The organism is Candidatus Eisenbacteria bacterium (genome assembly GCA_035577985.1).
Lineage (GTDB): Bacteria > Desulfobacterota > Binatia > DP-6 > DP-6 > DATJZY01.
On the sequence record DATJZY010000126.1, the window covers coordinates 1 to 24,192 of the forward strand.

22 protein-coding genes are annotated in these 24,192 nt (G+C 70.7%); 8 read left to right on the forward strand and 14 right to left on the reverse strand.

Annotated features, from left to right (window positions below; translation table 11 throughout):
* Positions 1–838 (reverse strand): phosphate ABC transporter substrate-binding protein PstS (pstS, locus tag VMS22_17500; GenBank protein ID HXJ35830.1); only part of this gene is annotated, 838 nt, incomplete at its 3' end.
* A 255-nt stretch (positions 839–1,093) separates the two neighbouring features.
* Between pstS and VMS22_17505 the strand changes: the two genes are divergently transcribed.
* The 3 genes from VMS22_17505 to VMS22_17515 are packed head-to-tail and all read left to right on the forward strand — an operon-like array spanning position 1,094 to position 4,356.
* Positions 1,094–2,419 (forward strand): putative porin, encoded by a 1,326-nt coding sequence (locus VMS22_17505; GenBank protein HXJ35831.1) that lies wholly within the window; start codon positions 1,094–1,096, stop codon positions 2,417–2,419.
* Between the two features lie 14 nt (positions 2,420–2,433).
* Positions 2,434–3,306 (forward strand): NAD(P)-dependent oxidoreductase, encoded by an 873-nt coding sequence (locus VMS22_17510; protein HXJ35832.1) that lies wholly within the window; start codon positions 2,434–2,436, stop codon positions 3,304–3,306.
* Between the two features lie 33 nt (positions 3,307–3,339).
* Positions 3,340–4,356 (forward strand): TIGR03617 family F420-dependent LLM class oxidoreductase, encoded by a 1,017-nt coding sequence (locus tag VMS22_17515; protein ID HXJ35833.1) that lies wholly within the window; start codon positions 3,340–3,342, stop codon positions 4,354–4,356.
* Here the strand turns inward: VMS22_17515 and VMS22_17520 are convergent.
* The gene (locus VMS22_17520) at positions 4,337–4,897 is read right to left on the reverse strand and encodes an isoprenylcysteine carboxylmethyltransferase family protein (GenBank protein HXJ35834.1); all 561 of its coding nucleotides are present in this window, start codon (positions 4,895–4,897) and stop codon (positions 4,337–4,339) included. The two genes, VMS22_17515 and VMS22_17520, sit on opposite strands and share 20 nt — an antisense overlap.
* Positions 4,898–4,962: 65 nt before the next feature.
* Here VMS22_17520 and def point away from each other — a divergent pair, with 65 nt between their 5' ends.
* Together def and VMS22_17530 are read left to right on the forward strand one after the other, a co-directional pair.
* On the forward strand, positions 4,963–5,511 hold the full coding sequence (gene def, locus VMS22_17525) for a peptide deformylase (protein ID HXJ35835.1): 549 nt from the start codon (positions 4,963–4,965) through the stop codon (positions 5,509–5,511).
* Positions 5,512–5,635: 124 nt separating this feature from the next.
* Positions 5,636–8,155 carry an ATP-binding protein gene (locus VMS22_17530; GenBank protein HXJ35836.1) on the forward strand — a complete coding sequence of 840 codons (2,520 nt, stop codon included), beginning with the start codon at positions 5,636–5,638 and terminating at the stop codon, positions 8,153–8,155.
* On the opposite strand, the gene VMS22_17535 is transcribed toward VMS22_17530, so the two are convergent.
* Together VMS22_17535 and VMS22_17540 are read right to left on the reverse strand one after the other, a co-directional pair.
* Positions 8,152–9,666 carry an Rne/Rng family ribonuclease gene (locus tag VMS22_17535; protein HXJ35837.1) on the reverse strand — a complete coding sequence of 505 codons (1,515 nt, stop codon included), beginning with the start codon at positions 9,664–9,666 and terminating at the stop codon, positions 8,152–8,154. The two genes, VMS22_17530 and VMS22_17535, sit on opposite strands and share 4 nt — an antisense overlap.
* Complete coding sequence (locus tag VMS22_17540; GenBank protein HXJ35838.1) at positions 9,663–12,503, reverse strand: TIGR03960 family B12-binding radical SAM protein; 2,841 nt, start codon at positions 12,501–12,503, stop codon at positions 9,663–9,665. The genes VMS22_17535 and VMS22_17540 overlap by 4 nt, the downstream gene beginning before the upstream one ends.
* Before the next feature lie 83 nt (positions 12,504–12,586).
* Between VMS22_17540 and tatA the strand changes: the two genes are divergently transcribed.
* Positions 12,587–12,787 carry a twin-arginine translocase TatA/TatE family subunit gene (tatA, locus tag VMS22_17545; protein ID HXJ35839.1) on the forward strand — a complete coding sequence of 67 codons (201 nt, stop codon included), beginning with the start codon at positions 12,587–12,589 and terminating at the stop codon, positions 12,785–12,787.
* Between the two features lie 15 nt (positions 12,788–12,802).
* Here tatA and VMS22_17550 read toward each other — a convergent pair whose 3' ends face one another.
* The 8 genes from VMS22_17550 to nadA all read right to left on the reverse strand — a co-directional run bounded on the left by VMS22_17550 (position 12,803) and on the right by nadA (position 20,014).
* Positions 12,803–13,645, reverse strand: coding sequence for a zinc-ribbon domain-containing protein (locus VMS22_17550; GenBank protein ID HXJ35840.1), 843 nt, complete (start codon positions 13,643–13,645; stop codon positions 12,803–12,805).
* Positions 13,642–14,676: an MlaD family protein gene (locus VMS22_17555; protein ID HXJ35841.1), complete on the reverse strand. Its 1,035-nt coding sequence runs from the start codon at positions 14,674–14,676 to the stop codon at positions 13,642–13,644. The genes VMS22_17550 and VMS22_17555 overlap by 4 nt, the downstream gene beginning before the upstream one ends.
* 1 nt (position 14,677) lies before the next feature.
* Entirely contained in the window at positions 14,678–15,412 is a 735-nt protein-coding gene (locus tag VMS22_17560; GenBank protein ID HXJ35842.1) for an ATP-binding cassette domain-containing protein, read from the reverse strand.
* Positions 15,409–16,221, reverse strand: a complete 813-nt coding sequence (locus tag VMS22_17565; GenBank protein ID HXJ35843.1) for an ABC transporter permease — start codon at positions 16,219–16,221, stop codon at positions 15,409–15,411. Before VMS22_17565 ends, VMS22_17560 begins: the two co-directional genes overlap by 4 nt.
* Positions 16,222–16,254: 33 nt before the next feature.
* The gene (locus VMS22_17570) at positions 16,255–17,322 is read right to left on the reverse strand and encodes a lysylphosphatidylglycerol synthase transmembrane domain-containing protein (protein HXJ35844.1); all 1,068 of its coding nucleotides are present in this window, start codon (positions 17,320–17,322) and stop codon (positions 16,255–16,257) included.
* Positions 17,303–18,277, reverse strand: a complete 975-nt coding sequence (locus VMS22_17575; protein HXJ35845.1) for a hypothetical protein — start codon at positions 18,275–18,277, stop codon at positions 17,303–17,305. The genes VMS22_17570 and VMS22_17575 overlap by 20 nt, the downstream gene beginning before the upstream one ends.
* 64 nt (positions 18,278–18,341) lie before the next feature.
* The gene (locus tag VMS22_17580; protein ID HXJ35846.1) at positions 18,342–19,007 is read right to left on the reverse strand and encodes an NUDIX domain-containing protein; all 666 of its coding nucleotides are present in this window, start codon (positions 19,005–19,007) and stop codon (positions 18,342–18,344) included.
* Positions 19,004–20,014, reverse strand: coding sequence for a quinolinate synthase NadA (gene nadA / locus VMS22_17585; protein ID HXJ35847.1), 1,011 nt, complete (start codon positions 20,012–20,014; stop codon positions 19,004–19,006). The genes VMS22_17580 and nadA overlap by 4 nt, the downstream gene beginning before the upstream one ends.
* A gap of 110 nt (positions 20,015–20,124) precedes the next feature.
* Here nadA and bioB point away from each other — a divergent pair, with 110 nt between their 5' ends.
* Entirely contained in the window at positions 20,125–21,171 is a 1,047-nt protein-coding gene (gene bioB / locus VMS22_17590; GenBank protein ID HXJ35848.1) for a biotin synthase BioB, read from the forward strand.
* 20 nt (positions 21,172–21,191) lie between these two features.
* On the forward strand, positions 21,192–21,386 hold the full coding sequence (locus VMS22_17595) for a hypothetical protein (GenBank protein ID HXJ35849.1): 195 nt from the start codon (positions 21,192–21,194) through the stop codon (positions 21,384–21,386).
* Between the two features lie 11 nt (positions 21,387–21,397).
* Here VMS22_17595 and VMS22_17600 read toward each other — a convergent pair whose 3' ends face one another.
* Together VMS22_17600 and tldD are read right to left on the reverse strand one after the other, a co-directional pair.
* Complete coding sequence (locus VMS22_17600; protein HXJ35850.1) at positions 21,398–22,741, reverse strand: metallopeptidase TldD-related protein; 1,344 nt, start codon at positions 22,739–22,741, stop codon at positions 21,398–21,400.
* A 6-nt stretch (positions 22,742–22,747) separates the two neighbouring features.
* Positions 22,748–24,175 (reverse strand): metalloprotease TldD, encoded by a 1,428-nt coding sequence (tldD, locus tag VMS22_17605; GenBank protein HXJ35851.1) that lies wholly within the window; start codon positions 24,173–24,175, stop codon positions 22,748–22,750.
* Positions 24,176–24,192: the final 17 nt, after the last annotated feature.

Here is a 24,192-nt window from a genome sequence, read left to right on the forward strand (position 1 = left end):
TCGCGATCGGGTAGGCGTCGGGGGCATCCGGATCGGTGATCGAGACGCGGAAGTCGCTGGGCATCTTCGCCGCCGCTGCGGCGGCAGCGGCCGTGACGCTCTCGAGGGTCGGCGAGGCGAACGTGCCGGCCCGATTCTTGATGTCGGCGTAGGAGAGCTTGTTCTGGACCGCGTAGACCAGCTCGACGTACCCGATGGCATTCGGCGTCTGCTTCACGAGCCCCGTCACGCCCTCGTTCCCCTTCCCGCCGAGACCAACCGGCCAGGCGACCGACGTGCTGCGCCCGACGTTCTTCGACCACTCCGGGCTCACCTTGGAGAGATAGTCGACGAAGACGTAGGTCGTGCCGCTACCGTCGGAACGGTGAACGGGTACGATCGGCTGGGCAGGGAGCGCCACGCCCGGGTTCTCCTTGACGAGCGCGGGGTCGTTCCACATGGTGATCTTCCCGAGGAAGATGCCCGCGAGCGCTTCCGGCGTGAGACGGAGCTTGTCGACGCCGGCCACGTTGTAGGTGGCGACCACCGCGCCGAGGACCGTCGGAAAGTGCAGGATCGGGGTCTTCGCCTGCGCGAGCTGCTCGTCGGTCATGGGGCCGTCGGACGCCCCGAAGTCGACCGTCCCCTCGAGCACCTGGCGGATCCCGCCGCCGCTGCCGATCGACTGGTAGTTGATCTGGACGTCGGAGTTCTTCTTCCGATACTCGTCGAACCACTTGGAGTAGATGGGGTAGGGAAAGGTCGCGCCGGCACCGTTGATGAGCTTCGCGGCGCCTCCCAGGGAGGCCGTTAGGATCAGAATGGCGGCCGCGAGCAACGCGAGACGTCGTGTCAGCATACGTCCTCCTTCATTGCGCGCAGGCTACCAGACGGATTGTTACGACATGGTTACCCGGCAGTGAAGACCCTCCAGGCAAAGGGGGGAGTCTTGGGCCATTGTTACGAAAAGATAACAGATGGCGGAAATCCCAGTGAACCCGCCGTTGTGGGGCCGTGATGGCACTCGACTTTCGTCTCCGCGTTCGACAAGAGGGCGCCTCCACCACCGAACAGGGGGGACCTGATGCGACAACGTATAGCGCAAGGGTTGGCGGTGCTGGCGCTTCTGGGGATGTGTGTACCGGCGCGCGCGGCGATGACGACCGAGCAGCGCCTCGAGGCGCTTGAGCGCCTCATCCGCAGCCAGCAGGAGGAGATCCGCCAGCTGCGCAACGAGCTGAAGCAGCAGAAGGCGGTCGGCACGGCGACGCAGCAGCAGGCCGAGCGCGCCGAGGAGCAGGCGAAGACGGTCGAGAAGAAGCAGACCACGATGTCGAAGGTGCACGAACAGCTGAGCAAGTTCACGCCCTTCGGCGATTTCCGCCTGCGGTACGAGGGCTTCTTCGACCAGGCGACCAAAGAAGGCACGAAGACCACGGCGCGCAACCGCGTGCGTATCCGCTACCGGCTGGGCTTCACGTACAAGTACAGCGACGAGCTGTCGGCGACCATCCGCCTCGCCAGCGGCAACCCCGACGACCCGATCTCGACCAACGAGACCCTCACCGGCGACTTCACGCGCAAGCACGTGAATCTCGACTGGGCGTATATCACCGTGACGCCGGGCCAGACGTTCGGCTGGCGCCCCGGCATCTTCAGCATGACGGGCGGCAAGTTCCCGAACCCGATCTTCCGGGTGGGACAGATGGTGTTCGACGACGACCTGTCGCCGGAAGGCTTCAGCGAGACCCTGACGCTCCTCGACCACCCGTATGGCGGGCTCGATCAGGTGAGGATCTACGGCGAGCAGTGGACGTTCAACGAGGTCAGCAACGGGTCCGACGGTTGGATGTTCGGCGGACAGATCAATCCCGTGGGCCACGTGGGCGACGTCGTTCTGGAAGGCGGCATCGGCCAGTACTGGTGGAACAACGCCAACCTCATCGCCCAGGCCCTCAACACGAACTCGTCGCTCGTCAACACCAACCTGGTCTACAAGATGGCGGACGGCGACGTGGTCGCGTACCAGAGCGGCTACTACGAGACGAACGTCACGGCGGCAGCGACGATCCCCGAGGTCGCCGGCAAGCCACTGAAGCTCTACGTCGACTACGTGCACAACTGGCAGGCGGTCAACCACGACTCCAACGGCATCATGGGCGGCCTGCGCTTCGGTCAGACGAAGCAGGCCGGCGACTGGGATCTCTGGCTCTACTACGAGTACCTGCAGCAGGAAGCCGCGATCTCGGCCTTCACGTTCAGCGACTTCGGCAACGGCGGCACGAATGTCCAGGGCCCCGTCATCGCGCTCGACTACCAGCTCTTCGACCCCCTCACGCTGACGGCCACCAGCTACTTCACGTCGTTGATCGACCCGCCGCCGGATCTCGACAACCGCATGCAGGTGCGGGTGCAGCTGGACGCACAGATCAAGTTCTAGTACCCGACGACGCCATGCGCGTCGGGCTCGTCGGTACGGGCATCATGGGTGCGCCCATGGCGCGGAACCTCCTCCGCGCCGGGCACACCGTCACGGTGCACAACCGGAGCCCCGCGCGCGTGGCGCCGCTCGTCGAAGCGGGCGCGACGGTGGCGGCCTCGCCGCGCGAGGTCGCGGCGCGCGCCGACGCCGTCGTCACCTGCGTGCCCGACACGCCGGACGTCGAGGCTGTCGTCGCGGGACCGAATGGCATCCTCGATGCGGCGCAGCCCGGGCTCCTCGTCGTCGACATGAGCACGATCGCACCAGGCGCAGCGCGTGCGCTCGCCGAGCGTACCGCCGCGCTGCAGGTCGATTTCCTCGACGCTCCCGTGTCCGGCGGAGAGCAGGGTGCGATCAACGGGACGCTCTCGATCATGGTCGGCGGGCGGCGCGACGCGTTCGATCGCGCTGCGCCGATCTTCGCCGCCATCGGCAAGACGGCGACCTACATGGGCGCGTCCGGCCAGGGGCAGATGACGAAGCTCGTGAACCAGGTCGTCGGCGCGGCGACGCTCGCGGCCGTGGCCGAGGGCATCCAACTCGGCGCCCGGGCCGGTCTCGATCCGGCGGCGCTTATCGACGCGATCGGCGGCGGCGCGGCGTCGTCGTGGATGTGGACGAACCTCGGCCCGCGCATGCAGCGACGCGACTTCACGCCGGGATTCATGGTGAAGCTCCAGCAAAAGGATCTCCGGCTCGCGATCGCCGCCGCCGCCGAAGTGGGCGCGCCGCTCCCGCTCACTGCCCTCGTGCAGCGGCTTCTCGCCGCCGTCGAGGCGCGCGGCGACGGGGCCCTCGGCACGCAGGCGATCGTGACCGCCATCGAGGCGCTCGCGCGCGGTTGACCGGCCGCGTCAGCGTCGAGTAGGGGTCCCGGAATGCGCATCGACACGGGGCTCCTCTCCTCCGATCTCGCTGGCGTCGCCAAGGCCGCGCGCGACGCCGAAGCGTCGGGCTACGACGGCCTGTGGACGGCCGAGGCGGGGCACGATCCGTATCTCGCCTGCGCGATCGCGGCGACCGCGACCGAGCGCGTCTCGATCGGCACCAACATCGCCGTCGCGTTCCCGCGCAGCCCCCTCGTCCACGCGCAGATCGCGTGGGATCTGCAGGCGGCGTCGCGCGGGCGTTTCGTCCTCGGGCTCGGCACGCAGGTGAAAGGTCACAACGAGCGGCGCTACTCGACGGCGTGGCTGCCGCCGGGACCGCGTCTGCGCGAGATGATCCAGCTCATCCACCACATCTGGGACGTTTGGCAGAACGGCGTGAAGCCTGGATTCGCGGGCAAGTTCTACCAGTTCAGCCTGATGACACCGTTCTTCAGCCCGGGACCGATCGAGTGGCCGAAGGTGCCGATCTACATCGCTGGCGTGAATCCCTACATCTGCCGGCTCGCTGGCGAGCTGTGCGACGGCTTCCTCGTGCACCCGTTCCACTCGATCAAGTACATGCACGACGTCGTCCTGCCCAACATCGAGCTGGGCCTCGCGAAGTCCGGCCGCACCCGCAAGGACGTCCACCTTTCGACGACCGCCTTCGTCGTGACCGGCAAGAGCCGCGACGAGATCGAGCGCAACAAGGCGCCCGTGCGGCAGCAGATAGCCTTCTACGCGTCCACGCGCACCTACATCGGCGTGCTCGAATCGCACGGGTGGGGCGAAACGTGCATCCGTTTGAACGAGAAGGCCGCCAAGGGCGACTGGACCGGCATGTCGTCGCTCATCACGGACGAGATGCTCGAGGTCTACGCCGTGCAGGGAACGGTCGACGAGCTGCCCGACCTCGTCAAGAAGAAGTACACGGGCGTGATGGACCGGCTCGGGTTCTACGTGCTCCCCGGCGTGCTCGGCGATCCCGCCGAGCGTCGCGCGCTCGTCAAGGCCTGCCAGAGCTGAAGCGCGGGACGACGCACGGGACGCGCGCCCGATAGGCATCCCACCGCGGCCCGAACGCCGCTGCGAGCGCGCGCTCCTCGCGCGGGATCTTCGCCGCGAGTCCGGCGCCGAGGCCGACCGCCACGCTCGCCGTCGCGATCGAGGGGTGCGCGAGGAGCGTCCCGACTGCGACGAGCCCGATGCCGAGGTAGAGCGGGTGCCGCACGACGCCGAACGGCCCGTCCTCGACGAGGACCGGGCCCGACGGCGTGATGCGCGCCGACCACGCGGCGCCGAGCGTGCGGCGCGCGGCGACGTGCAGCGCGGCGCCCCCGACGGCGAGGGCCATGCCGAGCACCGCCAGGACCGGCGACGTCAGCCGCCGCCCGCCGCCCATCCGCTCGAGCGCGGCGATCGTGACGACGAGCACGGCGAGCAGCACGGCGCCGGCCACGCGGCGCGCGGGCCCGTCACCGGTGTGACCGCGCGCCGCGCGTATCGCGTCGTGCGCGAGCACCACGGCCCACGCGGCCACGACGACGCCGTCGGCGAGACCCGTCACCGTCGCCTGTAAATCATGTCGGCGGCCCCCCTTGCGACTCCAGGTCCGATCTGGGACACGAAGATATGGCCATCTTGAAGGTTGCGCGGCTCGGGCACCCCGTGCTGCGCAAGGTCGCCGAGCCCGTCTCGCCGGAGGCCATCGGCGCCCCGGAGATCCAGCGACTCATCGACGACATGCTCGAGACGATGCGCGAATACGACGGCGCGGGTCTCGCGGCGCCGCAGGTGCACGTGTCGCGCCGCATCGTGATCTACGGCGTGCAGGGTAACCCGCGCTATCCGGACGCCGAAGAAGTTCCCCTGACCGTCCTCGTCAACCCGAAGATCACGCCCACGACCAAGGAGATGGAGGAGGACTGGGAGGGCTGTCTCAGCCTCCCCGATCTGCGCGGCCAGGTCCCGCGCTACACGCGCGTGCGCGTCGAAGCGTACGGACGCGACGGAAAGCCGCTACAGTTCGTCGCCGAGGGGTTCCACGCGCGGGTCGTCCAGCACGAGTGCGATCACCTGGACGCGACGGTCTACGTCGATCGTATGCGTTCGATGGCGACCCTCACGTTCCTCTCCGAGTTCCACAAGTACTGGCTGGGCCGCGAACCCGAGCTCGAGTGAGCACGGACGCAGCGGCGCACCTCGGTGCGCCAGGGGACGTCGCGACGAGAAAGTGACGCTGCGCCGGCGGCCTCGGCTGGCCCCGTTCCGCCCGACTAGTGGCATAGGCGTTGCTTTGACGCCCGTGCGCGTGCGCCTCGATCTTCGTGTGCCCTTCGCCTGCCGCGCTGCGCTCGCGACCAGCGCGGCCGGGTGGCCTGCGGCGGGCTATGGCGCCCTCGCCATCTTCGTCGCCGGCGATTTCGCGCGCACCGGCTCCGGTTGGATCTTCGGCACCCCGTTCTTCGTCCTGCTCCTCGGGGCGACCATCGCCCACCAGCTCTCCATGGGACTCGGCGGCGGCCTCGGCATCCCGGCGGTCTTCCCGGGCGTCCGCGCGGTGAATCGCGTGCTCGACGGGTCGGGCCACCCGAGGCCGTGCGCGCCGGCCGATCTCGCCGAGGCGGCCCGCGGCATCGCGCGCCTTCCCATGTACAACGTCCTGCACGCGGGCGTGCTCAGCCTCGCCGTCGTGCTCGGTACCGAGCTGCTCGAGTGGTGGGGCGCCGGTCCCTCGTCGCCGAACTTCGGCGTCATCGCTCGGAGCGGTCTCATCGCGACCGGCCTCTACATGAGCGTCAGCTTGACCCTGGGCGAGCTGCTCGTGCGCCCCGCCTGTCGCGCCGTGCGGCGCGCGACGTTGCAGCACGGCGTGGTCGTCGACGACACCTACGTTCTCGCACGGAGGTGGCGCGTGCTCGCGGCCGTGGTCCCGCCCGTGGCAGCGCTCGCGGTCGCGGTCGAGTTCGGACGCTCCCAGCACGCGACGGCGGTGCCGTACGCGCTGCTGCTGGCACTGTCGGCGGTGGTCGCGGTCGCGATCGCGTGGCTCCAGTACGAGAGCCACGAGCGTGCCGCGCGCGAGCTGACGTTCGCCTGCCGCGCGCTCGCGGCCGGCGAGGACGGGCACCTGGTCACGGGCAGCATCGACCCGACGCTGCTCGGCATCGCGCAGGAGTTCAACGCCGCCGCGCACCAGGTGCGCGCCGATCGGCGCGCCTCCTCGGAGCGCTATCGCACGCTCTTCGACGGCGCCGGCGATGCCATCCTGCTGGTCGACGCGGACGACGGCCACATCGTCGAGGTGAGCGCCCGCGCCGAGCGGCTCTTCGCGAGCGCGCGCGGCGACCTCGTCGGCAGGGCTTTCACCGATTGCGTGGATGCCGGGACGAGGGAGCGGCTGCGCGAGTTCGCCCTCGACCGCCGGCCGAACGCCGAAGTGTCGCTCGTCAACGCGGGCATCGTCCGGAGCGACGGCGAGACCGTCCCCGTCGACGCGTCGCTCGCGATCGTGTCGGCCGGCGACGAACGCCTGCTCCAGGCGATCCTCCGCGACGTCCGCGACCGGCGGCGCATCGAGCACGAGCTGCGCAAGGTCGCGCGGCGGTTCGAGGAGCTCTACCGCCTCGCCGTGGCGCTCGGCGACGATCCGGGCGCACTGGCCGAGCACACGGTGCGCGCGCTGCGGGCGCTGCTCGAGTATCCGATCGCGTCGGTCGCACGGCTCGATGGGGACGAGACCGAGATCCTGGCCCTGGCCCGCGGGGACGAGGTGATCGGCCACGGCCGGCGGGTCCTGCCGGGCACGCCGTGCTCCGAGGTCCGGTCGCGGCGGAGCGCGTGCATCTTCACGGATGCCAACGACCGCTTCCCGAAGGATCGCGAGCTGGTCGCCGCCGGCATCCGCACCTATTGCGGCGTCCCCATCCTCGATGCCTCGGGCGACGTGGTCGGCATCGTGAGCGTCCTCGACACGCAGGCACGCACGGTGCGCGACGAGGACCTGCAGCTGCTCACGAGCTTCGCGCAGCGCATCGGGCAGGCCATCGATCGCGAGCGCTTCGCCCTCGCGCAGGAGGGTCTGACGCAACGCCTGATCGAGAGTGATCGCGTGAAGACCGAGTTCCTGGGCATGATGTCCCACGAGCTGCGCACGCCACTCAACATTCTGCTCGGGTACAACCGGATGTTGCTCGAGAGCCTCGAGGAGGGCGACGTCATGCCTCGCGCGGAGCGGGGCGAGATCCTCGAGCGGATGCTCTCGGGCGGCTTGCACTTGAGTGAGCTGGTCGAGGACACGCTCTCGGTCCTGCGGCTCGAGGCCGGCGTCGTGCAGATCGACGCGGCGCCCGTGGCGCTCCCCGCGTTCCTCGACGAGATCCAGGGCGTCGATCGCCTGCTGCGCCGTCCGAGCGACGTCGTCGAGCGATGGCACGCCGACGCAGAGGTGCCGACGCTCGTCACCGATCGCCGAAAGCTCCGGCAGGTGGTGACGAACCTGGTCGGCAACGCCCGCAAGTTCACCGATCGGGGCATCATCGAGGTGCACGTCGCCCGCGACCAGGGGACCGGGGGCGTGGTGCTCACGGTGCGCGACACCGGCTGCGGCATCGACGGGGCCCACCTGCCGCACATCTTCGATCTATACCGCCAGGCGCCCAGCCAGCGACGGCAGGACGGCTGCGGGCTCGGGCTCTACATCGTGCGCCGGTACGTCGAGCTGCTGGGTGGACGGGTCTCGTGCACCAGCGCCGTCGGACAGGGGACGACGTTCGTCGTGACGCTGCCCGCGAGCGCCGCGCCGGCCGCCGCTGCGGCCGCCTAGCCCACGGCGACGTCGATCGCGTCGCGCGCGAAGTCGCTGCTCGAATCCACGTTGATCGGCCGACCGAGGCGCGCCCGGAGCTGCTCCACGTGGCCCGCGGCGTCGCTGCGCAGGAACTCGGCGACGGCCGAGTGCACCGTCAGGGTGAGCGGCCGTCCGCCCTCGTGCTCGGCGGCGGCGCGCTGCACCCGGCGAAGCGCCTCGTACGCGATCGTCTCGGTCGCGCGCAGCCGGCCGAGCCCATCGCAGTGCGGGCACGGCTCGAGGAGCTGCTGTCCCAGGCTCTCGCGCGTACGCTTGCGCGTCATCTGGACGAGGCCCATCTCGGAGATCTGCAGCACGTTCGAGCGGGCCTTGTCGGTGCTCGCGGCTTCCTGGAGCGCGTCGAACACCTTCTTGCGGTTGGCGGGCTTCTCCATGTCGATGAAGTCGATCACGATGATCCCGCCGATGTTCCGCAGGCGGAGCTGCTGGACGACCTGCTTGGCGGCCTCCAGGTTCGTGCGCAGCACCGTCTCCTCCTGATCCTTCTTGCCGACGTAGCGTCCGGTGTTCACGTCGACGGTCGTCAGCGACTCGGTCTGGTCGAAGACGAGGTAGCCGCCCGACTTGAGCCACACCCGCCGATCGAGCGCCCGCGCGATCTTCGTCTCGACGCCGTGCTGCTCGAAGAGCGGCGTCGTCCCCTGGTAGAGGTGCACGTGCGAGGCGAGGCGCGGCACCAGCGCCTCGACGAACTCGATCACGCGCGCGTGCTCGGCCACGTCGTCGACGACCACGCGGTCGACCTCGGGCGTGAACAGGTCCCGCAAGACGCGCAGCACGAGGTCGAGATCGCGGTGCACGAGGGCCGGCGCGGTCGCGCCCTCCGCCACGTGCTGGAGGTGGGACCACAGGCGCGTGAGGAAGCGCACGTCGTCGCGGATCTCGCGCTTGGTCGCGCCGGCACACGCCGTCCGCACGATGAAGCCGCCGGGTCCCGAGCGCTCGGACTCGACGGCGTCGCGCAGCCGCTCCCGCTCCTCGGGATCTTCGATGCGTCGCGAGATGCCGACGTGATCCGTCCCCGGCATGTGGACCAGGTGACGCCCGGGCAGCGAGATCTGCGCCGTCACGCGCGCGCCCTTCGTGCCCATCGGCTCCTTCGAGACCTGGACCAGGAGCTCCTGGTTCTTGGTCAGGCGCTCCTCGATGGGCGCATACTGGACGCGGCGGCGCGGCGCGCTCTCCACCTCGACGTCGTCGGTGTCGATGCTTTCCTCGACGACACCGCGCACGAGATCGGGCCCGACGAGATCGGAGACGTGGAGGAACGCCGCCTTCTCGAGGCCGATGTCGACGAACGCCGCCTGCATGCCCGGCAGTACGCGCACGACGCGCCCCTTGTAGACGTTGCCCGCGAGGCCCTTGTCGCGGCCGCGCTCGACGTGGAGCTCGACCAGCGTCGTGTCCTCGAGGACGGCGACGCGGGTCTCCCACGGTGCCGCGTTGATGAGGATCTGCTTCGTCACGCCAGAGGTGCGGCGGCGTCCGGCACGAGCGCGGGCGCCGGCTCGCGAAGTCGTGTCGCGCGCTTGTGGATGCGCACGAGCGGAACCATCTCGTCGGGCAGCCCGAGCAGCGCGGTGAGGAGAATGCCGGGCTTGAGCGTGCCCCCCGGCCCGACCACGAGCTGGAGGCGCAGCTCGAGCGGCCCCGTCTGCGCGAGCCCGAGCACGGCGCCGCGGGCGTCGACCAGCCGCTCGCCGCGCGGCGTGCGCTTGCGGACGAGAACCTCGTCGCTCGCGTGGAAGCGCGCGACGGCGGAGGCGATCGCCTCCGGCGTCGGCGGCACGTCGAGGGTCGAGAGGTCGACGTCGTAGTCGAGGGCGATGACGCTCTGGTCGATGCTCGGGGTGCCGCGCCCGACGTCGAGCGCCGAGAGGGGCTCGAGGCCCTCGGGCAGCTCGCGTGCGAGCAGCGCCAGCACGGCTGCGGGCTCGAGGCGCGTCGTCAGCTCCAGGTCGACGAGCTCGTCGTCGCTCGAGAAGCCCACCGGCAGGGCGGGTCCGAAGCCGATGCGGGGCAGCGGGTGATGGCCGTTCGAGAACGCGATCGGAAGCCCGGCGCGGCGCGTGGCGCGGAAGAAGATCGTTCCCAGCTCGCGCGTCGCGATGAAGCGGGCCGGTCCCACCTTGCGATAGCGGACGCGCACGCGCTGCACGGGCGGGAGGGCCGCGGCCGCCGGCGCGAGCGAGGACGGCACGGCGCCGAGCCATTCCTCGGCGTTGCCCTCGCCGCCGGGCGCGGGGCTCGCTTGCGCCGTCGGTCCGAGCGCGGCGGGCGACAGGCCGTCGCCGGCGATCGCGGGCCGGGCCGGGACGGGCATCCTCGCGGCGCGTCGCTCGGCGACCCGCGTGCGGATGCCGCGCCACATGCGCGTCTCCCATGCCGGCAGCGGATCGTTCGCGTCGTCGGGTGGCACCAGGAGTTCCGCCCAGCGCGACACCATCTCGCCGCGATGGAGCGAGCCCTTGGCGCCCGCCGGATGGTAGTCGACGTTGCGCACGGCCTCGAAGTCGCAGGCGCCGCAGTAGGTGCAGCGCTCGACCGAGCAGTCCGGCGTGAGCTGTCCCGCGACCGCACGCGCGAGATCCTGCTGCAGGAACTTCTTCGAGGGCCCCGCGTCGAGATGATCCCACGGCAGCACCTCGCCGAGCGGCCGCCGGCGGAGGTGGAAGGCCGGGTCGACGCCATGCTCGGCGAGCGCCTGCTCCCAGACGCCGACGCGGCACTGGTCGGACCACCCGTCGAAGCGCGCGCCGCGGCGCTGCGCGGTCTCGATCACGTTCGCGAGGCGGCGATCGCCGCGCGAGAAGATTCCCTCCAGCCACGAGAGGCGCGCGTCGTGCCAGCGGAACTCGATGCCGCGGCGTCCGAGCTCCCGTCGCAGCAGGCTCTGTCGCGCCTCCGTTTCGGCGATCGACAGCTCGCCGGCCCACTGGAAGGGGGTGTGCGGCTTCGGCGAGAAGGTGGAGATGCTGGCCGTCACCTTGAGACGCCCGCCGGCTGCGCGCTTCACGCGCTCGGCGAGCAGCGCGATGCCGAGCACGTCCTCCTCGGTCTCGCTCGGGAGCCCGATCATGAAGTAGAGCTTCAGTGCGCGCCAGCCGAGATCGGCGAAGAGCTTCGCGGCGGCGAGCAACTCGTCCTCGCGGTACTCCTTCTGGATCACGTCGCGCAGGCGTTGCGTGCCCGCTTCCGGCGCGAGCGTGAAGCCGGTCTTCCGTACGCGACGGATCTGCTCGAGGATCTTGGGCGAGAGCGCGTCGACGCGCGTCGACGGCAGCGAGACGGCGACCCGCTCGGGCGCAAGGCGATCCATGAGCGCCTTCAAGACGGGATTGACGCCGCTGTAGTCGCCGGTCGAGAGTGAGAGAAGCGACACCTCCTCGTAGCCGGTGCGCTCCATGAGCGCCGTCGTGTGGGCGACGACCCGTTCGGGGTTGCGCTCGCGCAACGGGCGGTAGACGTAGCCGGCCTGGCAGAAGCGGCAGCCCTTCACACACCCGCGCATGACCTCGACGCTCGCGCGGTCGTGCACGACGCCGATGTTGGGGACGATCGGATCGGAGGGCGGCGGGAACGCGTCGAGGTCGGGCAGGATGCGCTTGCGGACGATCGGGCGCTCGGGATCGCGCGGGATCACCTCGGCGATCGTGCCGTCGTCCCGGTAGCGCGGCTCGAAGAGCGCGGGCACGTAGCAGCCGGGCACCTCGGCGAGGGCACCGAGCAGGGTCGCCCGCTCGCGACGATCCCAGCGCGCGACGACGTCGACCACGTCGCCGATCGCCTGCTCGCCGTCCCCCAGCACGACGGCGTCGAGGAACGGCGCCAGCGGCTCGGGATTGAAGGCGCAGGGGCCGCCGGCGATCACGACGGGATCGTCGGTCGTGCGATCGACGCTGCGGGGCGGAATGCCCCCGAGCTCGAGCATCGTGAGCAGGTTCGTGTACGTGAGCTCGTACTGGAGGCTGAACCCGACGACGTGGAAATCGCGCAGGGCGAGGTGGTTCTCGAGCGAAACGAGGGGCAGGCCGCGGGCGCGGAGAATCGCCTCGAGGTCCCGCCACGGCGCGTAGGCCCGCTCGGCGGCCACGTCGGGTCGCCGGTTCAAGATTTCGTAGAGGATCTGGAGCCCCAGATGGGACTGCGCGATCTCGTAGACTTCCGGAAACGCGAGCGCCACGCGGATCGCCACCCGATCCAGGTCCTTGCGGATGGCCCCGCGCTCGTTTCCGAGATAGCGCCCCGGCTTCTCGACGAGCGGAAGCAGGCGCTCGTACTCCTCGCGATAGGTGCGCAGCATGCGGAAGCGCGGAGTATAGGGAGGGGGTCCGGGCCCCGCAACGCGAGCTTGCCAGTCCGTACCACGTCCCCTATCATCGAACCATGTTCGGCCTGGGCATCGGCGAGTTGCTCGTGGTGCTCGTCATCGTGCTCGTGGTCTTCGGCGCCGGACGGCTGCCGGAGGTCATGGGATCGCTCGGCAAGGGCGTGCAGCAGTTCAAGCGCGGCTTGAAGGAGCCCCCCGAGATCGACGTCACGCCGACCGACGAGGCCGCGCCGGCGAAGCCCAAGAGCGACAGTTGACCGACGGCTGACCGCCTACGGTCTGCTGGTCGCGAACGCGTCGGGACGCCGTGTCCCGCCGCGCACCGAGACGACCTCGACCGTGAACTCCGTCAGCGGCAGCGGCGGATCGACGAACGCGACCAGGAAGCGGTCCTGCTCGCCGGGCGGCAGGTTCCAGTCCCCCGGCGGCTTCAGCGTCTGCAACAGCTCGATCTCGCGGATCCCGAGGTCGGCGACGTCCTGCGGAGCCGCGCCGCAGTAGACGACCTGGCGCCGCTCTTCGCTGCCGCTGATGCGGCCCTGGATCTGGACGCCTGCAACCGAGACCGGCGCGTTGTTGATCGCGGTGCCGGTGATGACGAACACCAGCCGATCGCCGTGCACGCGCTTGAATTCGCCGTGGACGTCCGCGAGCTGGATGTGGCCGGGGTGGAGCCGCGTCTCGCTCACCTCTCCACCCACGAGCGGAATCGACGCGAGCAGCGCGCGCGCCGTCGCCGCATGCGTGTAGACGTAGATCGACACGATGCCATAGACGATGAGGACGGCGAGCGCCGCGCGCGCGGCGAAGCGCGCCGGGGATCCGGCGGTGGGCACGTCGCTCCGTGCGCGATGCGCGGCACGACGCGGCTCCTCCTCCTTCTCGAGCTCGGGATCGCGCGCCACCGATTCCACGGTGAATACGGGCGCGTCGTCCTCGTCGTCGGCGTCGACGATCGGGTCGTCGTCCGGCTCGTCGAGCGTCGGCGCTTCGGCTTCCTCGTCGGGCGCGAAGACGTGACGGCAGCGCGTGCAGCGATAGGTGGGGTTGCGGCCGAGCCGCGAGCGGGGCGGCAGCCGATAGCGCGTGCTGCACTGCGGGCAGCGCACCGTCATGGCGTCTCCGCGGGCGCGGGAGGGCTCGGCGCCGGCGACGGCCACAGGCCGCGGATCGCTTCGTACATGCGCACGAGCCACGAGCTGCGCACCTCGCGGACGAGCGATTGCGTGTCACGGTAGAGCGAGGGGTCGTTGATCAGCTTCCCCAGCGTCCCCTCCTGGCTGTTCAGCTTCGTGGTCACCTCGGCGAGGTTGTCGACCGTTCGATCGAGCTTGGCAAGCAGGCGATCGCCGTACTGCTGGTCCTCGACGAGGCGGATGGCCGCGCCCCGGCCCTTGTCGAGCCGGGTCGTGAGTCGCTCGAGCGACTGCACGGACTTGGTGAGGCCGGCCATGATGTCGCGGCTTTCCTTCGAGTCGCGCAGGAGCCGTCCGATGACGCCCTCGCCGCGGTCGACCCGTGCCAGCACCCGATCGAGGTTCTGCGTCGTGCTGCGCACGTTCACGAGCGTGCCCTGGAGGTCCTCGAGCGTCGCCTTGCCGAACTCGCGGTTCTGCACCATGGCGCCGAGCAGGCCCTCGCCGCGCTGGATCGTCTGGAGCACGTCCTTCAACGCGGCCGTCACCTCGACGATGTTGGTCACGATGTCGCCGCTCTGACCGAACACGGCCTCGTAGTCGGTCGGATCGACGGACGGAATGACTTCGCCGGGCGGGATCGGGACGGCGTCGGACTGCGTGCCGGGGACCAGCTCGATGTACTTGTCGCCCAGCAGCCCGAGCGTGCGCAGCGTCGCCCGCGTGTCGGTGCGAATGCGGGGCGCGGCGTCGGCGTCGACGCGGATGCCCACCTCGATCCGGTTGATCCCCGGCTCGGTCGCGAAATGGAGCCGATCGACCGATCCGATCGGCAGGCCGGAGAGACTGACGGGCGCGCCCTTCTGCAGCCCGTTCGTGCGCGTGAAGTAGAGGATGTAGTCGACCTTGCGCTCCCACAGGTGCTGTTGGCGGCCGAGCAGGAACGTCGTGACGCCGAAGATCAGAAGCGCCGCGGCGACGAGGATGCCGACTCGGGTCTGCTTCGCCACGTTACTGCGCCGTCAGGAACTCGTGCAGCGCCGGGTCGGTCGCGGCGCGGGCCTCGGCGGGCGTTCCCGCGAAGCGGATGCGTCCCTCGGACAGGAAGGCGATGCGGTCGGCGACGTAGAAGGCGCTGGCGAGGTCGTGCGTCACGACGACCGACGTGAGCCCGAGGCGCCGTTGCAGGTCGCGGATCAGATGGTTGATCTTCGCGGCCACGACGGGGTCGAGCCCGGTCGTCGGCTCGTCGTAGAGGAGCACCTTCGGTTCGATCGCGAGCGCGCGCGCCAGCGCGGCGCGCTTGCGCATGCCGCCCGAGAGCTCGGAGGGCATCAAGCGTTCGGTGCGTTCGAGGCCGACCATCGCGAGCGCCGCGGCGACGCGCGCCGCCACCTCCGGCTCCGGGACGATGTGGTGCTCGCGCAACGGGAAGGCGACGTTGTCGCCGACCGTCAGCGAATCGAAGAGGGCGCTCTGCTGGAACAGCATGCTCACGTGCCGCCGGACGGGGACGAGGGCGTCCTCGTCGAGGGCTTCCAGCTGCACGCCTTCGACCTCGACGCTGCCCGCGTCGGGGCGGAGGAGCCCGTTCAGGTGCTTCAAGAGCACGCTCTTGCCGCTGCCGCTCCCGCCCAGCAGCACGAGCGTCTCGCCGCCGCGCACCTCGAGCGTGACGCCGCGCAGGACGGCCTTGTTCCGGAAGCTCTTCTCCACCTCGTGACAGCGGATCAGGGCGTCGGTCATGACACCTGAAGGAAGAGCTTGGTCAGGAAGAAGTCGGCGACCAGGATCGTGATCGAGGTGGCGACGACGGTGCCGGTCGTGGCTCGTCCCACTCCGTCCGCGCCGCCCGTCACGCGCAGCCCGTTGTGGCACGCGATGACGCCGATGAAGTACGCGAAGAAGAGGGACTTGCCGAGCCCCGAGAAGACGTCGTTCAGGACCATCCCGTAGAGCAGCGAGTTCCAGTAGAACTCGCTCGAGACCCGGAGCTCGGTCGTGCTGATGAAGAGCCCGCCCAGCACGCCGATGAAGTCGGCGACGACGGTGAGGATCGGCAGCGCGATCATCACCGCGAGCATCCGGGGCACTACGAGCACGCGGATGGGGCTCGCGCCGAGCGCCCGGATGGCGTCGATCTGCTCGGTGACGGCCATGGTGCCGAGCTCGGCGGTGATGCCGGCACCGACGCGGCCGCCGAGCATGAGCGCGGTCAGGATCGGCGACATCTCGCGGACGAGCGAGACGCCGACGATGCGCGAGACGAACATCTTGGCGCCGAAACGCTCGAGGAAGTTGCCGAGCTGGAGCGCAAGCACCATGCCCATGGAGAGCGCCGTCAGGTTGACGATCGAGAGCGAGCGCCACCCGATGTTCTCGAGCTGGTCGATCATCACGGCGAAGCTCGGCGGCCGCCGCACGAGGCTGCGCACCGTGTCGCGCGTGAGATACGCGATCTCGCCCAGCGCGTCGACGAACGCGACGACGCCGCTCGGCGTCCGCGAGGCGCGCGCACCGGCCTCGCCAGCGTGCACCACCCCAGCCCCCACCATCCCGGCGACGAATATCGACGGGGTTTCGGGGTGTCAACCGCGGGACCCGGAGGCGACCTGTCGCAACGCCTGCCGCACGAGGCCGTGGAAGAGGAAGAGGCTCACGAAGAGCGGCACCACCTGGTAGGTCAGGCGGAAGATCAGGACGGCGAGCACGGACGATTCGAGCGGCACCTTCAGGAACTTCACGAACACGTACGTCATCGACCCTTCCATGATGCCGAGGCCTGCCGGCACGAACGAAACCAGCGAGAAGAACAGACCGACGCCGAAGCCCATGATCACGATGCGCGGCGGGAGCGGGAAGTTGACGGCCTGGAACGCCGCCCACAGCACGCCCACCGTCAGCACCCAGTCGAAGAGGATCCACAGCGTCGGCGCGACCATCCGCGTCTTGCGCGTCAGCAGGAAGTCGAAGCCCTGGTCGAGGTTGCGCTGGAGTTGCACGAACCGCTCGCGCGGCGGCGTCCAGCGCCGCGCCACGCGGTGGAGCACGCGATGGAGGGTGACCGTGACCCACCGCAGGGTTCGTCGCCGGAGCGCCGGCCGGACGGCGAGGACGAACACGAACACGAGGACCACCGCGAAGGCGACGACGGCGAACGTCGTGATCCACAGGAAGGCGCCGCCCAGGTGCTTGCGCACGACGAGGGAGACGAACCCGCCCAGGATGAAGAAGAGGAGGGTGAAGTTGGTGAGGAAGGTCTGGACGAGCGAGATCAGCACCGCCCGGCTCGACGTGACGCCCTGCTGCGCCAGGAGGAGCATGCGCACCGCGAAGCCCGAGAGGCCGGCGCTCGTCACGATGTAGTTGGCGGTGTTCGAGACGAACGTGATGCGGAGCCAGTCGCGAAAGGACAGGCGCGCGCCCGCCGCGTCGGCGATGCCCTGGTAGGAGCGCGCCATCGCCCCATACGAGAGCACCGACAGGAGCATCGGAAGCGCCAGCGCTGCGGGATGCACGCTCTGCGCCGTCCGCAGGAGCTCCTTCGCATCGGCGAGCAGGAAAAGGACCAGAAGCGCGGCGAACCCGATCGCCGCCGCGACGATGAACGCGACGCGCGACGACCGCCGCGGCGGGTCAACGCGTGGCGTGGACAAGAGTCCGTCGCGCGATCGTCCAGACGAGCGCGCCGAGTACCGCGCCGAGCGGCCCGCCGAAGATCATCGACCCGATCACGCTCGAGAGCGTCGGGTGCACCGTGTTGCTGGTCAGCAGCGCGACGGCCGAGCCGAGGGCGCCCGCGGTCGCGAGCGTGAAGGTGCCGTCGGAGTCCGGAACGATGCGCGTGTCGACGAAGACCGCGCCGGCGAGGAGCGCGACCCCGAGGGCGACGAGCACGGGCAGCGGCGGCAGGTGATGCGCGTAGGCCGTGATCGTGACGGTGGCGCCGGTGGCCGGCTCGAGCACGACGCTCGTCACCGTGAGGTCGCCGCGGGCCGGATTCGACACCAGCCTTCGCGCCGCGTGGTGGGGCTGGACGACGGTCGCCGTGCCACGCCGGCCGAGGCGGCTCGTCCGGAGCGTGTCCTCGAACAGGCCGGACAGGACCTGCGGCGTCTTGGCGGCGTCTTCGACCGTGACCGTGAACTGGACCGGGATGCCCGTGCCGCCGCTCGGACCCGGCGGCAGCTCGCCCTCGAGGAGCAGGTCGACCGCGCCCCGTCCGGTGGTGGGGAGCACGACGGGGAGGGCGGCGTTCGCGCCACGCACGACGATGGGGTCGTGCAGCGCCGCGCCCGGGAAGAAGATCGTGTGGAACGGCAGGTAGCACGCGAGGATCCAGCCGATGCCGATCGCCGACACGAGGCCGACCGAAGCGCTCGCCTTGGTGAGCGCGCCGCGCAGGCCGCGGTCGGCGAGCAGCACGAGCAGGCCGAGCACGAGCGCTGCGAGCCCGAGCGAAGGGGCGACGAGCCCGGTCGCCGAGAGGACGGCGCCAATGATCGCCACCGCGAGGGCGCCGCCGGGAACACCCCAGGTGCCGAGCGTATCCGTCGCGAGGGCCGTCGCCACCCGCGGTGCTGGCTTCGACTTGGTGCGCGAGTCCGCCATGGCGAGCGCGGTACACTAACTCACGCCGGGCGGGACGGGCAAACCAACCGCACCGCGCGCCGCATCACAGCATGGCGACCGTCGCGGGGCGCCGCCGCCGGAAGCGATAGAGGGCGGCGGGGCGGTGCGCGCCGCGGCGCTCGCGGCCGAGCGCGGCCAGGAGCCCGGTCGAGAGCATCTTCTTGCGGAAGTTCCGGCGGTCGAGGCGCCGCCCCAGGATCGCCTGGTAGACGGCCTGCAGCTCCGAGAGGGTGAACGTCGGCGGGAGCAGGGTGTAGACCAGGTTCGTATACGCGAGCTTGGCGCGCACCCGCGCGACCGCGGTACGGACGACCTCGGCGTGGTCGTAGGCGAGCGGCGGCGAGCGGCGGACGGGACACCACACGACCTGCCGGTATTTCGGATGCTCGAGCGTGCCGGCGAAGCGCCCGCCGTGCGGGATCAGGCCGACGTAGGCGACCGAGACGACGCGTGCGTGGGGATCGCGGTCGGGGCTGCCGAAGGTATAGAGCTGCTCCAGGTAGGCGTCGCCGACGCCGGTGCGCGCGAAAAGCTCGCGCGCGGCCGCGTCGTCGAGCGGCTCGTTCTCGCGCACGAGCCCGCCGGGCAGGGCCCACGCGCCGGCGAACGGACCGCCGGCGGTCTGCACGACCAGCACGTGCAGGGCGTCGTCGCGCACGGTGAAGAGCGCGACGTCGACGGCGACGCGCGCGCCGGGCGCGGCGGTCACGCCGCCAGCTCGAGCATGCGGTCGAGGGCACGCTTGGCGCGCACCCGGACGTCCTCGTCGAGCGTGATCTCCGGCGCGAGGTCGCGGAGCGCGTCGCGCGTCCCCTCGAGCGTGATCATCTTCATGTACTGGCAGAGCTTGCAGCTCTTGTAGAACTTCTTCTCCGGCACCTCGAGGATCAGGCGGTCGGAGAGGCCGCATTCCGTCACGATGAGGAAGTCGTGCGCCGGGCTCTCCTTGGCGTACTTCACCATGCCGCTCGTCGACAGCACCGCGTCGGCGACCTGCAGCACGTCCTGCCGGCACTCGGGGTGCGCCAGGACCTTCAGGTGGGGAAGCCCCTTCTTCACCGCCAGGATCTGCTCGGGCGTGATCTGATGGTGGACGTAGCAGTTCCCGTCCCACGCGATGACTTCCTTCGTGGTCTGCGACTGGACGTGGGCCGCGAGGTTCTTGTCCGGGACGAAGAGGACGTGCCGGCCGGGCATCGCCTCGACGACGCGCACCGCGTTCGAGCTGGTGCAGCACGCGTCGCACTCGGCCTTCACGTCGGCCGTCGTGTTGACGTAGCCGACCACTGTGAGGTCCGGGTAGACCTTCCGCAGCTCGGCCTTGCGCTCGGCGAGCGCCTCTGCGGTGACGGCGTCCGCGAGCGAGCAGCCGGCACGCAGGTCCGGGAGGATGACCTTCTTGGCGGGATTCAGGATCTTCGCCGTCTCGGCCATGAAGTGGACGCCGCAGAAGACGATGACGTCGGCGTCGACCTTCGTGGCCTGGCGCGCCAGCTCGAGCGAGTCGCCGACGAAGTCGGCCACCTGGAAGATCTCGGGCCGCTGGTAGTTGTGCGCGAGGACGACGGCGTTGCGGGCTCGCTTGAGCGCGTGGATCTCGGCGATCGTGCCCGCGAGCGCCGCGCAGCGCGCGGGCGTGTACGCGGCGTCGTGCAGCGGGGCGAGGAGCGCCTCGAGGGCGGTCGCGTCGGGCGTGGTGGGGAGTTCGGCGTGCATGCGTGCTCCGGATCCTGGTTCGTGTATGGTGTACGCATACTCGGGCGGGTGCGCCCCTCTGTCAAGGCGCGGTTGCCAAGGGGCACCCGGCGGGCTAGGGAACGCCCCCGATGCCGCTCTCCGACGACGTGACCGCGGCGCTCGCGCGGGCGGATCGTTTCCGTCCGCTCGCCGAACGCGCGCTGGCCGACCGGGCGCTCGCCCCCGACGACGGCCGGAGCGTGATGGCCGCCGCGGACGAGGAGCTGGCGGCTCTCTTGTGGGCGGCGTTCGCGGTTCGCGTGCGACACTTCGATCGCCGCGTGAAGCTCTGCGTGCTGAACAACGCGCGCAGCGGGCTGTGCCCCGAGGACTGTGGCTACTGCTCGCAGTCGGCCGTGGCGACGTCCGACATCGCGCGCTACCGCCTGAAGGCGGTTCCCGAGCTGGTCGCCGCCGCGCGCCAGGCCGCCGCGAGCGGGGCGCGGCGCTACTGCATGGTGACCAGCGCGCGCGGTCCCTCGGACCGCGACATCGGCCACTTCGCCGGCGCCGCCCGCGCGATCCGCGCCGAGCTGCCGGAGCTCGAGCTGTGCGTGTCACTCGGCATCATGGACGACCGCGCGGCGACGCGCCTGCGCGCCGCGGGCGTCGACTTCGTGAACCACAACCTCAACACGAGCCGGCGCTTCTACCCGGAGATCTGCACGACGCACACCTACGACGACCGCGTCGCGACGGTGGAGAGCGTGCAGCGCGCCGGCATGTCGACGTGCTCCGGCGTCATCGTGGGCATGGGCGAGACCGACGACGATCTCGTCGACGTCGCCGGAGCGCTCGGCCGCATCGGCGTCACGTCGCTTCCGGTCAACTTCCTCCACCCCATCGACGGCACGCCGCTCGGCGATCGCGAGCCCCCCGAAGTCGGACGGTGCCTGCGCGCCCTCGCTCTGTTCCGCCTGACGAATCCGCGCGCCGAGATCCGTGCCGCCGGCGGGCGCGAGCGCTGCCTGGGCGCGGCCCAGCCGCTGGCGCTCTACGCCGCGAACTCGGTGTTCGTGCAGGGGTATCTCACCACCTCGGGGCAGCGACCGGACGAGGCGCTCGCCATGATCGCCGCGCTCGGCTTCGAGGTCGAGGAGGCGGCCGAGCGGATGGACAGCGCGGAGCAAATGTGATTCCACCCCGACTCGGAGGAGTGTCCATGCGCGACGACGAACTCGAGCTCGACCCGAGCCTCCTCGAGCTCCGCCTCGAAGACGACGATGACGACGACGATGACGACGACTTCGACGACGACGACGATGACGACGACCTCGAGGACGACGACGACCTCGACCTCGAGGACGACGACGACGACGACCTCGACGAGGAGGAAGAGGAAGACGAGTAGCCGTCCGGCGGCTACGTCCCCGCGACGGTCATCCGGTCGATCTTGAGCGTGGGCGACGCGGTCGACGTCCGGAAGCGCAGATCGTTCCCGACCATCGTGATGCCGCGGAACATGTCGAGCAGGTTCCCGGCGATGGTGATCTCCTCGACCGGGTAGGCGAGCTCGCCGTTCTCGATCCAGAGGCCGACCGCGCCGCGCGAGTAGTCGCCGGTGACGGCGTTGACGCCGAAGCCGATGAGCTCCGTCACGTAGAGCCCCTGCGGGACAGAGGCGATGATGGCCTCGGGCGCGTGTGGGCCGGCTTCCAGATGGAAGTTCGTCGGCGCGACACCGGGCGCATCGCCGGCCGCGCGCGCGGCGTGGCCCGTCGTGCGGAGCCCGAGGCGGCGCGCCGAGTAGGTGTCGAGGAGGTAGCTCCGCAGCACGCCGCGCTCGACGATCGTCCGTCGCGACGACGCGACGCCCTCGCCGTCGAACGGTCGCGAGGCGAGGCCGCCCGGGCGGAGCGGGTCGTCGACGATCGTCACGGCCGGCGCCGCGACCTGCTCGCCGAGCTTGTCGACCAGGTACGACGCCCGGCGGTAGAGCGCGGAGCCCGAGATCGCGCCCGCCAGGTGGCGCAGTAGCGAGGCGGCCGTGTCCGGATCGAAGACGACCGGATACGTCCCGGTCGCGACGCGGCGCGCGCCGAGCCGCCGGAGCGCGCGGCGTGCCGCTTCGCGCCCGACCCCGGCGGCGTCCTCGAGCCCGTCCAGGCGCCGGCTCGTCGTGTACCAGTAGTCGCGCTGCATCTGGCCGTCGCGCGTCGCGACCGGCACCACCGAGAGGCTCGCCGACGACGAGCGGTAGCCGCCGACGAAGCCGGCGCTCGACGCGAGCGCGACCTCGCCGCCGCCGCAACCGAACTCGGCGCCCTCGGAGTTCGTGATCTCCGGCGACGCGGCGCGGGCGGCTTCCTCGCCGGCGCGGCAGCGCGCGAAGCCGAGGTCCGGCGCGACGTCTTCGAGCGCGGAATCGTGGAGGGCGAGGTCGGGCGGGGCGGTCGCGAGGTCCGCGGCGTCGGGAAGACCGCCGTGCGGATCGGGCGCCGTGACGCGCGCGAGCGCGATGGCGTCGTCGACCAGCGACGCGAGTCCCCCGGCCGTGAGGTCGCCGCTCGACGCGATCGCGGTCGCACCGCCGACGAAGACGCGCAGCCCGGCACGCCGCTCGCGCGCACGCTTCAGCTTCTCGATCTCGCCGAGGCGGATCCCCACCTCGAGCCCGTCGCTCTCGCCGACGACCGCATCGGCCATGTCGGCGCCGGCCGATCGGGCGCGCTCGACGAGCGCCTCTGCCACGTCCCGGAGATCCATCGTCCGCTAGGCCTGCGTGCCGCCGACGGTGATGCCGTCGATGCGGACGGTCGGAAGCCCGACGCCGACCGGCACGGACTGACCGTCCTTGCCGCAGGTGCCGACGCCGTCGTCGAGCGCGAGGTCGTGGCCGACGCGCGTGATGCGCGTGAGCACGTCGGGGCCGTTGCCGACGAGCGTCGCGCCCTTCACGGGCCGTCCGACCTTGCCGCCCTCGATCTCGTAGGCTTCGCTCGCCGAGAATACGAATTTGCCGCTCGTGATGTCGACGCTGCCGCCGCCGAACGAGACCGCGTAGAGCCCGCGGTCGACCGAGCGGATGATGTCCTCGGGCGCGTCCTCACCGGCCAGCATGAACGTGTTCGTCATGCGCGGCATGGGTAGGTGCGCGAAGCTCTCGCGCCGCCCGTTGCCGGTGAGCGGCATGCCCATCAAGGACGCGTTCTGCTTGTCCTGCAGGTAGCCGCGCAGGATGCCGTTCTCGATGAGGACCGTCCGCTGCGTCGGCGTGCCCTCGTCGTCGACGTTGAGCGAGCCACGCCGCCAGGGGATCGTGCCGTCGTCGACGACGGTGCACAGCTCGGAGGCCACGCGCGATCCGATGCGTCCCGAGAACGCCGACGTCCCCTTGCGGTTGAAGTCGCCCTCCAGGCCGTGCCCGATCGCCTCGTGCAGGAGGATGCCCGGCCATCCGGGGCCGAGCACGACGGTCATCGTGCCCGCGGGCGCCGGCACCGCGTCGAGGTTCAGGATCGCCTGGCGCGCGGCCTCCCGCGCGAACGCGTCGGCGCGGGCGCCGAGCTCGCTGAACGAAAAGCGCCCGCCGCCGCCGTGCGAGCCCTGCTGGCGTACGCCGCCGCGCTCGGCGATGCACGACACCGAGAGGTGCACGAGCGGGCGCACGTCGCCGACGAGCCGCCCGTCGGGCGTCGCGACCAGGACGATGCGGTGCTCGACGGCCGCCGACGCGAGCACGTTCGTGATGTGCGGATCGACGCCGCGGGCGACGCCATCCAGCCGCGAGAGCAGGGCGGCGAGGTCGGCGACCGGCGTCTCGACCGGCGCCGGCGTCACGGCGTAGAGATCGTGCGGGCCTCCGTCGGACGCGCGCACCGGCACCGCGCCGTCCCCGCGCTGCTCGGCGATGTAGCGCGCCGTCCGCGCCGCGAGCTCCAGGCGCTCGAGGGACACGTCGTCCGTGTAGGCATAGCCCTGGCGCGCGCCGGCGAGCACGCGGACGCCGACGCCGTGCCGCAGGCTCCGCGTCGCCTTCTTCACGACGCCGTCTTCGAGCGACGCCGTCTGGACGACGCGATGCTCGAAGAAGAGGTCGGCATGGTCGGCACGCGTCGCGACGGCGGTTCCGAGGACGCGCCCGAGCGCGCTGCCCGTCAAGTCGAAGCGATCGAGGAAGAATCGTTCCGGCTGCGTCATCTCCGCCATCGGGCGGA

What these genes read in the sequence shown, in the direction of transcription:
- VMS22_17550 (HXJ35840.1), bottom strand. Translation starts at nt 13,645, where the DNA reads ATGACGGTGCGCTGCCCGCAGTGCAGCACGCGCTATCGGCTGCCGCCC.
- VMS22_17600 (HXJ35850.1), bottom strand. Translation starts at nt 22,741, where the DNA reads ATGGATCTCCGGGACGTGGCAGAGGCGCTCGTCGAGCGCGCCCGATCG.
- def (HXJ35835.1), top strand. Translation starts at nt 4,963, where the DNA reads ATGGCCATCTTGAAGGTTGCGCGGCTCGGGCACCCCGTGCTGCGCAAG.
- tatA (HXJ35839.1), top strand. Translation starts at nt 12,587, where the DNA reads ATGTTCGGCCTGGGCATCGGCGAGTTGCTCGTGGTGCTCGTCATCGTG.
- VMS22_17540 (HXJ35838.1), bottom strand. Translation starts at nt 12,503, where the DNA reads ATGCTGCGCACCTATCGCGAGGAGTACGAGCGCCTGCTTCCGCTCGTC.
- VMS22_17510 (HXJ35832.1), top strand. Translation starts at nt 2,434, where the DNA reads ATGCGCGTCGGGCTCGTCGGTACGGGCATCATGGGTGCGCCCATGGCG.
- VMS22_17560 (HXJ35842.1), bottom strand. Translation starts at nt 15,412, where the DNA reads ATGACCGACGCCCTGATCCGCTGTCACGAGGTGGAGAAGAGCTTCCGG.
- VMS22_17575 (HXJ35845.1), bottom strand. Translation starts at nt 18,277, where the DNA reads ATGGCGGACTCGCGCACCAAGTCGAAGCCAGCACCGCGGGTGGCGACG.
- nadA (HXJ35847.1), bottom strand. Translation starts at nt 20,014, where the DNA reads ATGCACGCCGAACTCCCCACCACGCCCGACGCGACCGCCCTCGAGGCG.
- tldD (HXJ35851.1), bottom strand. Translation starts at nt 24,175, where the DNA reads ATGACGCAGCCGGAACGATTCTTCCTCGATCGCTTCGACTTGACGGGC.
- VMS22_17565 (HXJ35843.1), bottom strand. Translation starts at nt 16,221, where the DNA reads ATGGTGGGGGCTGGGGTGGTGCACGCTGGCGAGGCCGGTGCGCGCGCC.
- VMS22_17515 (HXJ35833.1), top strand. Translation starts at nt 3,340, where the DNA reads ATGCGCATCGACACGGGGCTCCTCTCCTCCGATCTCGCTGGCGTCGCC.
- bioB (HXJ35848.1), top strand. Translation starts at nt 20,125, where the DNA reads ATGCCGCTCTCCGACGACGTGACCGCGGCGCTCGCGCGGGCGGATCGT.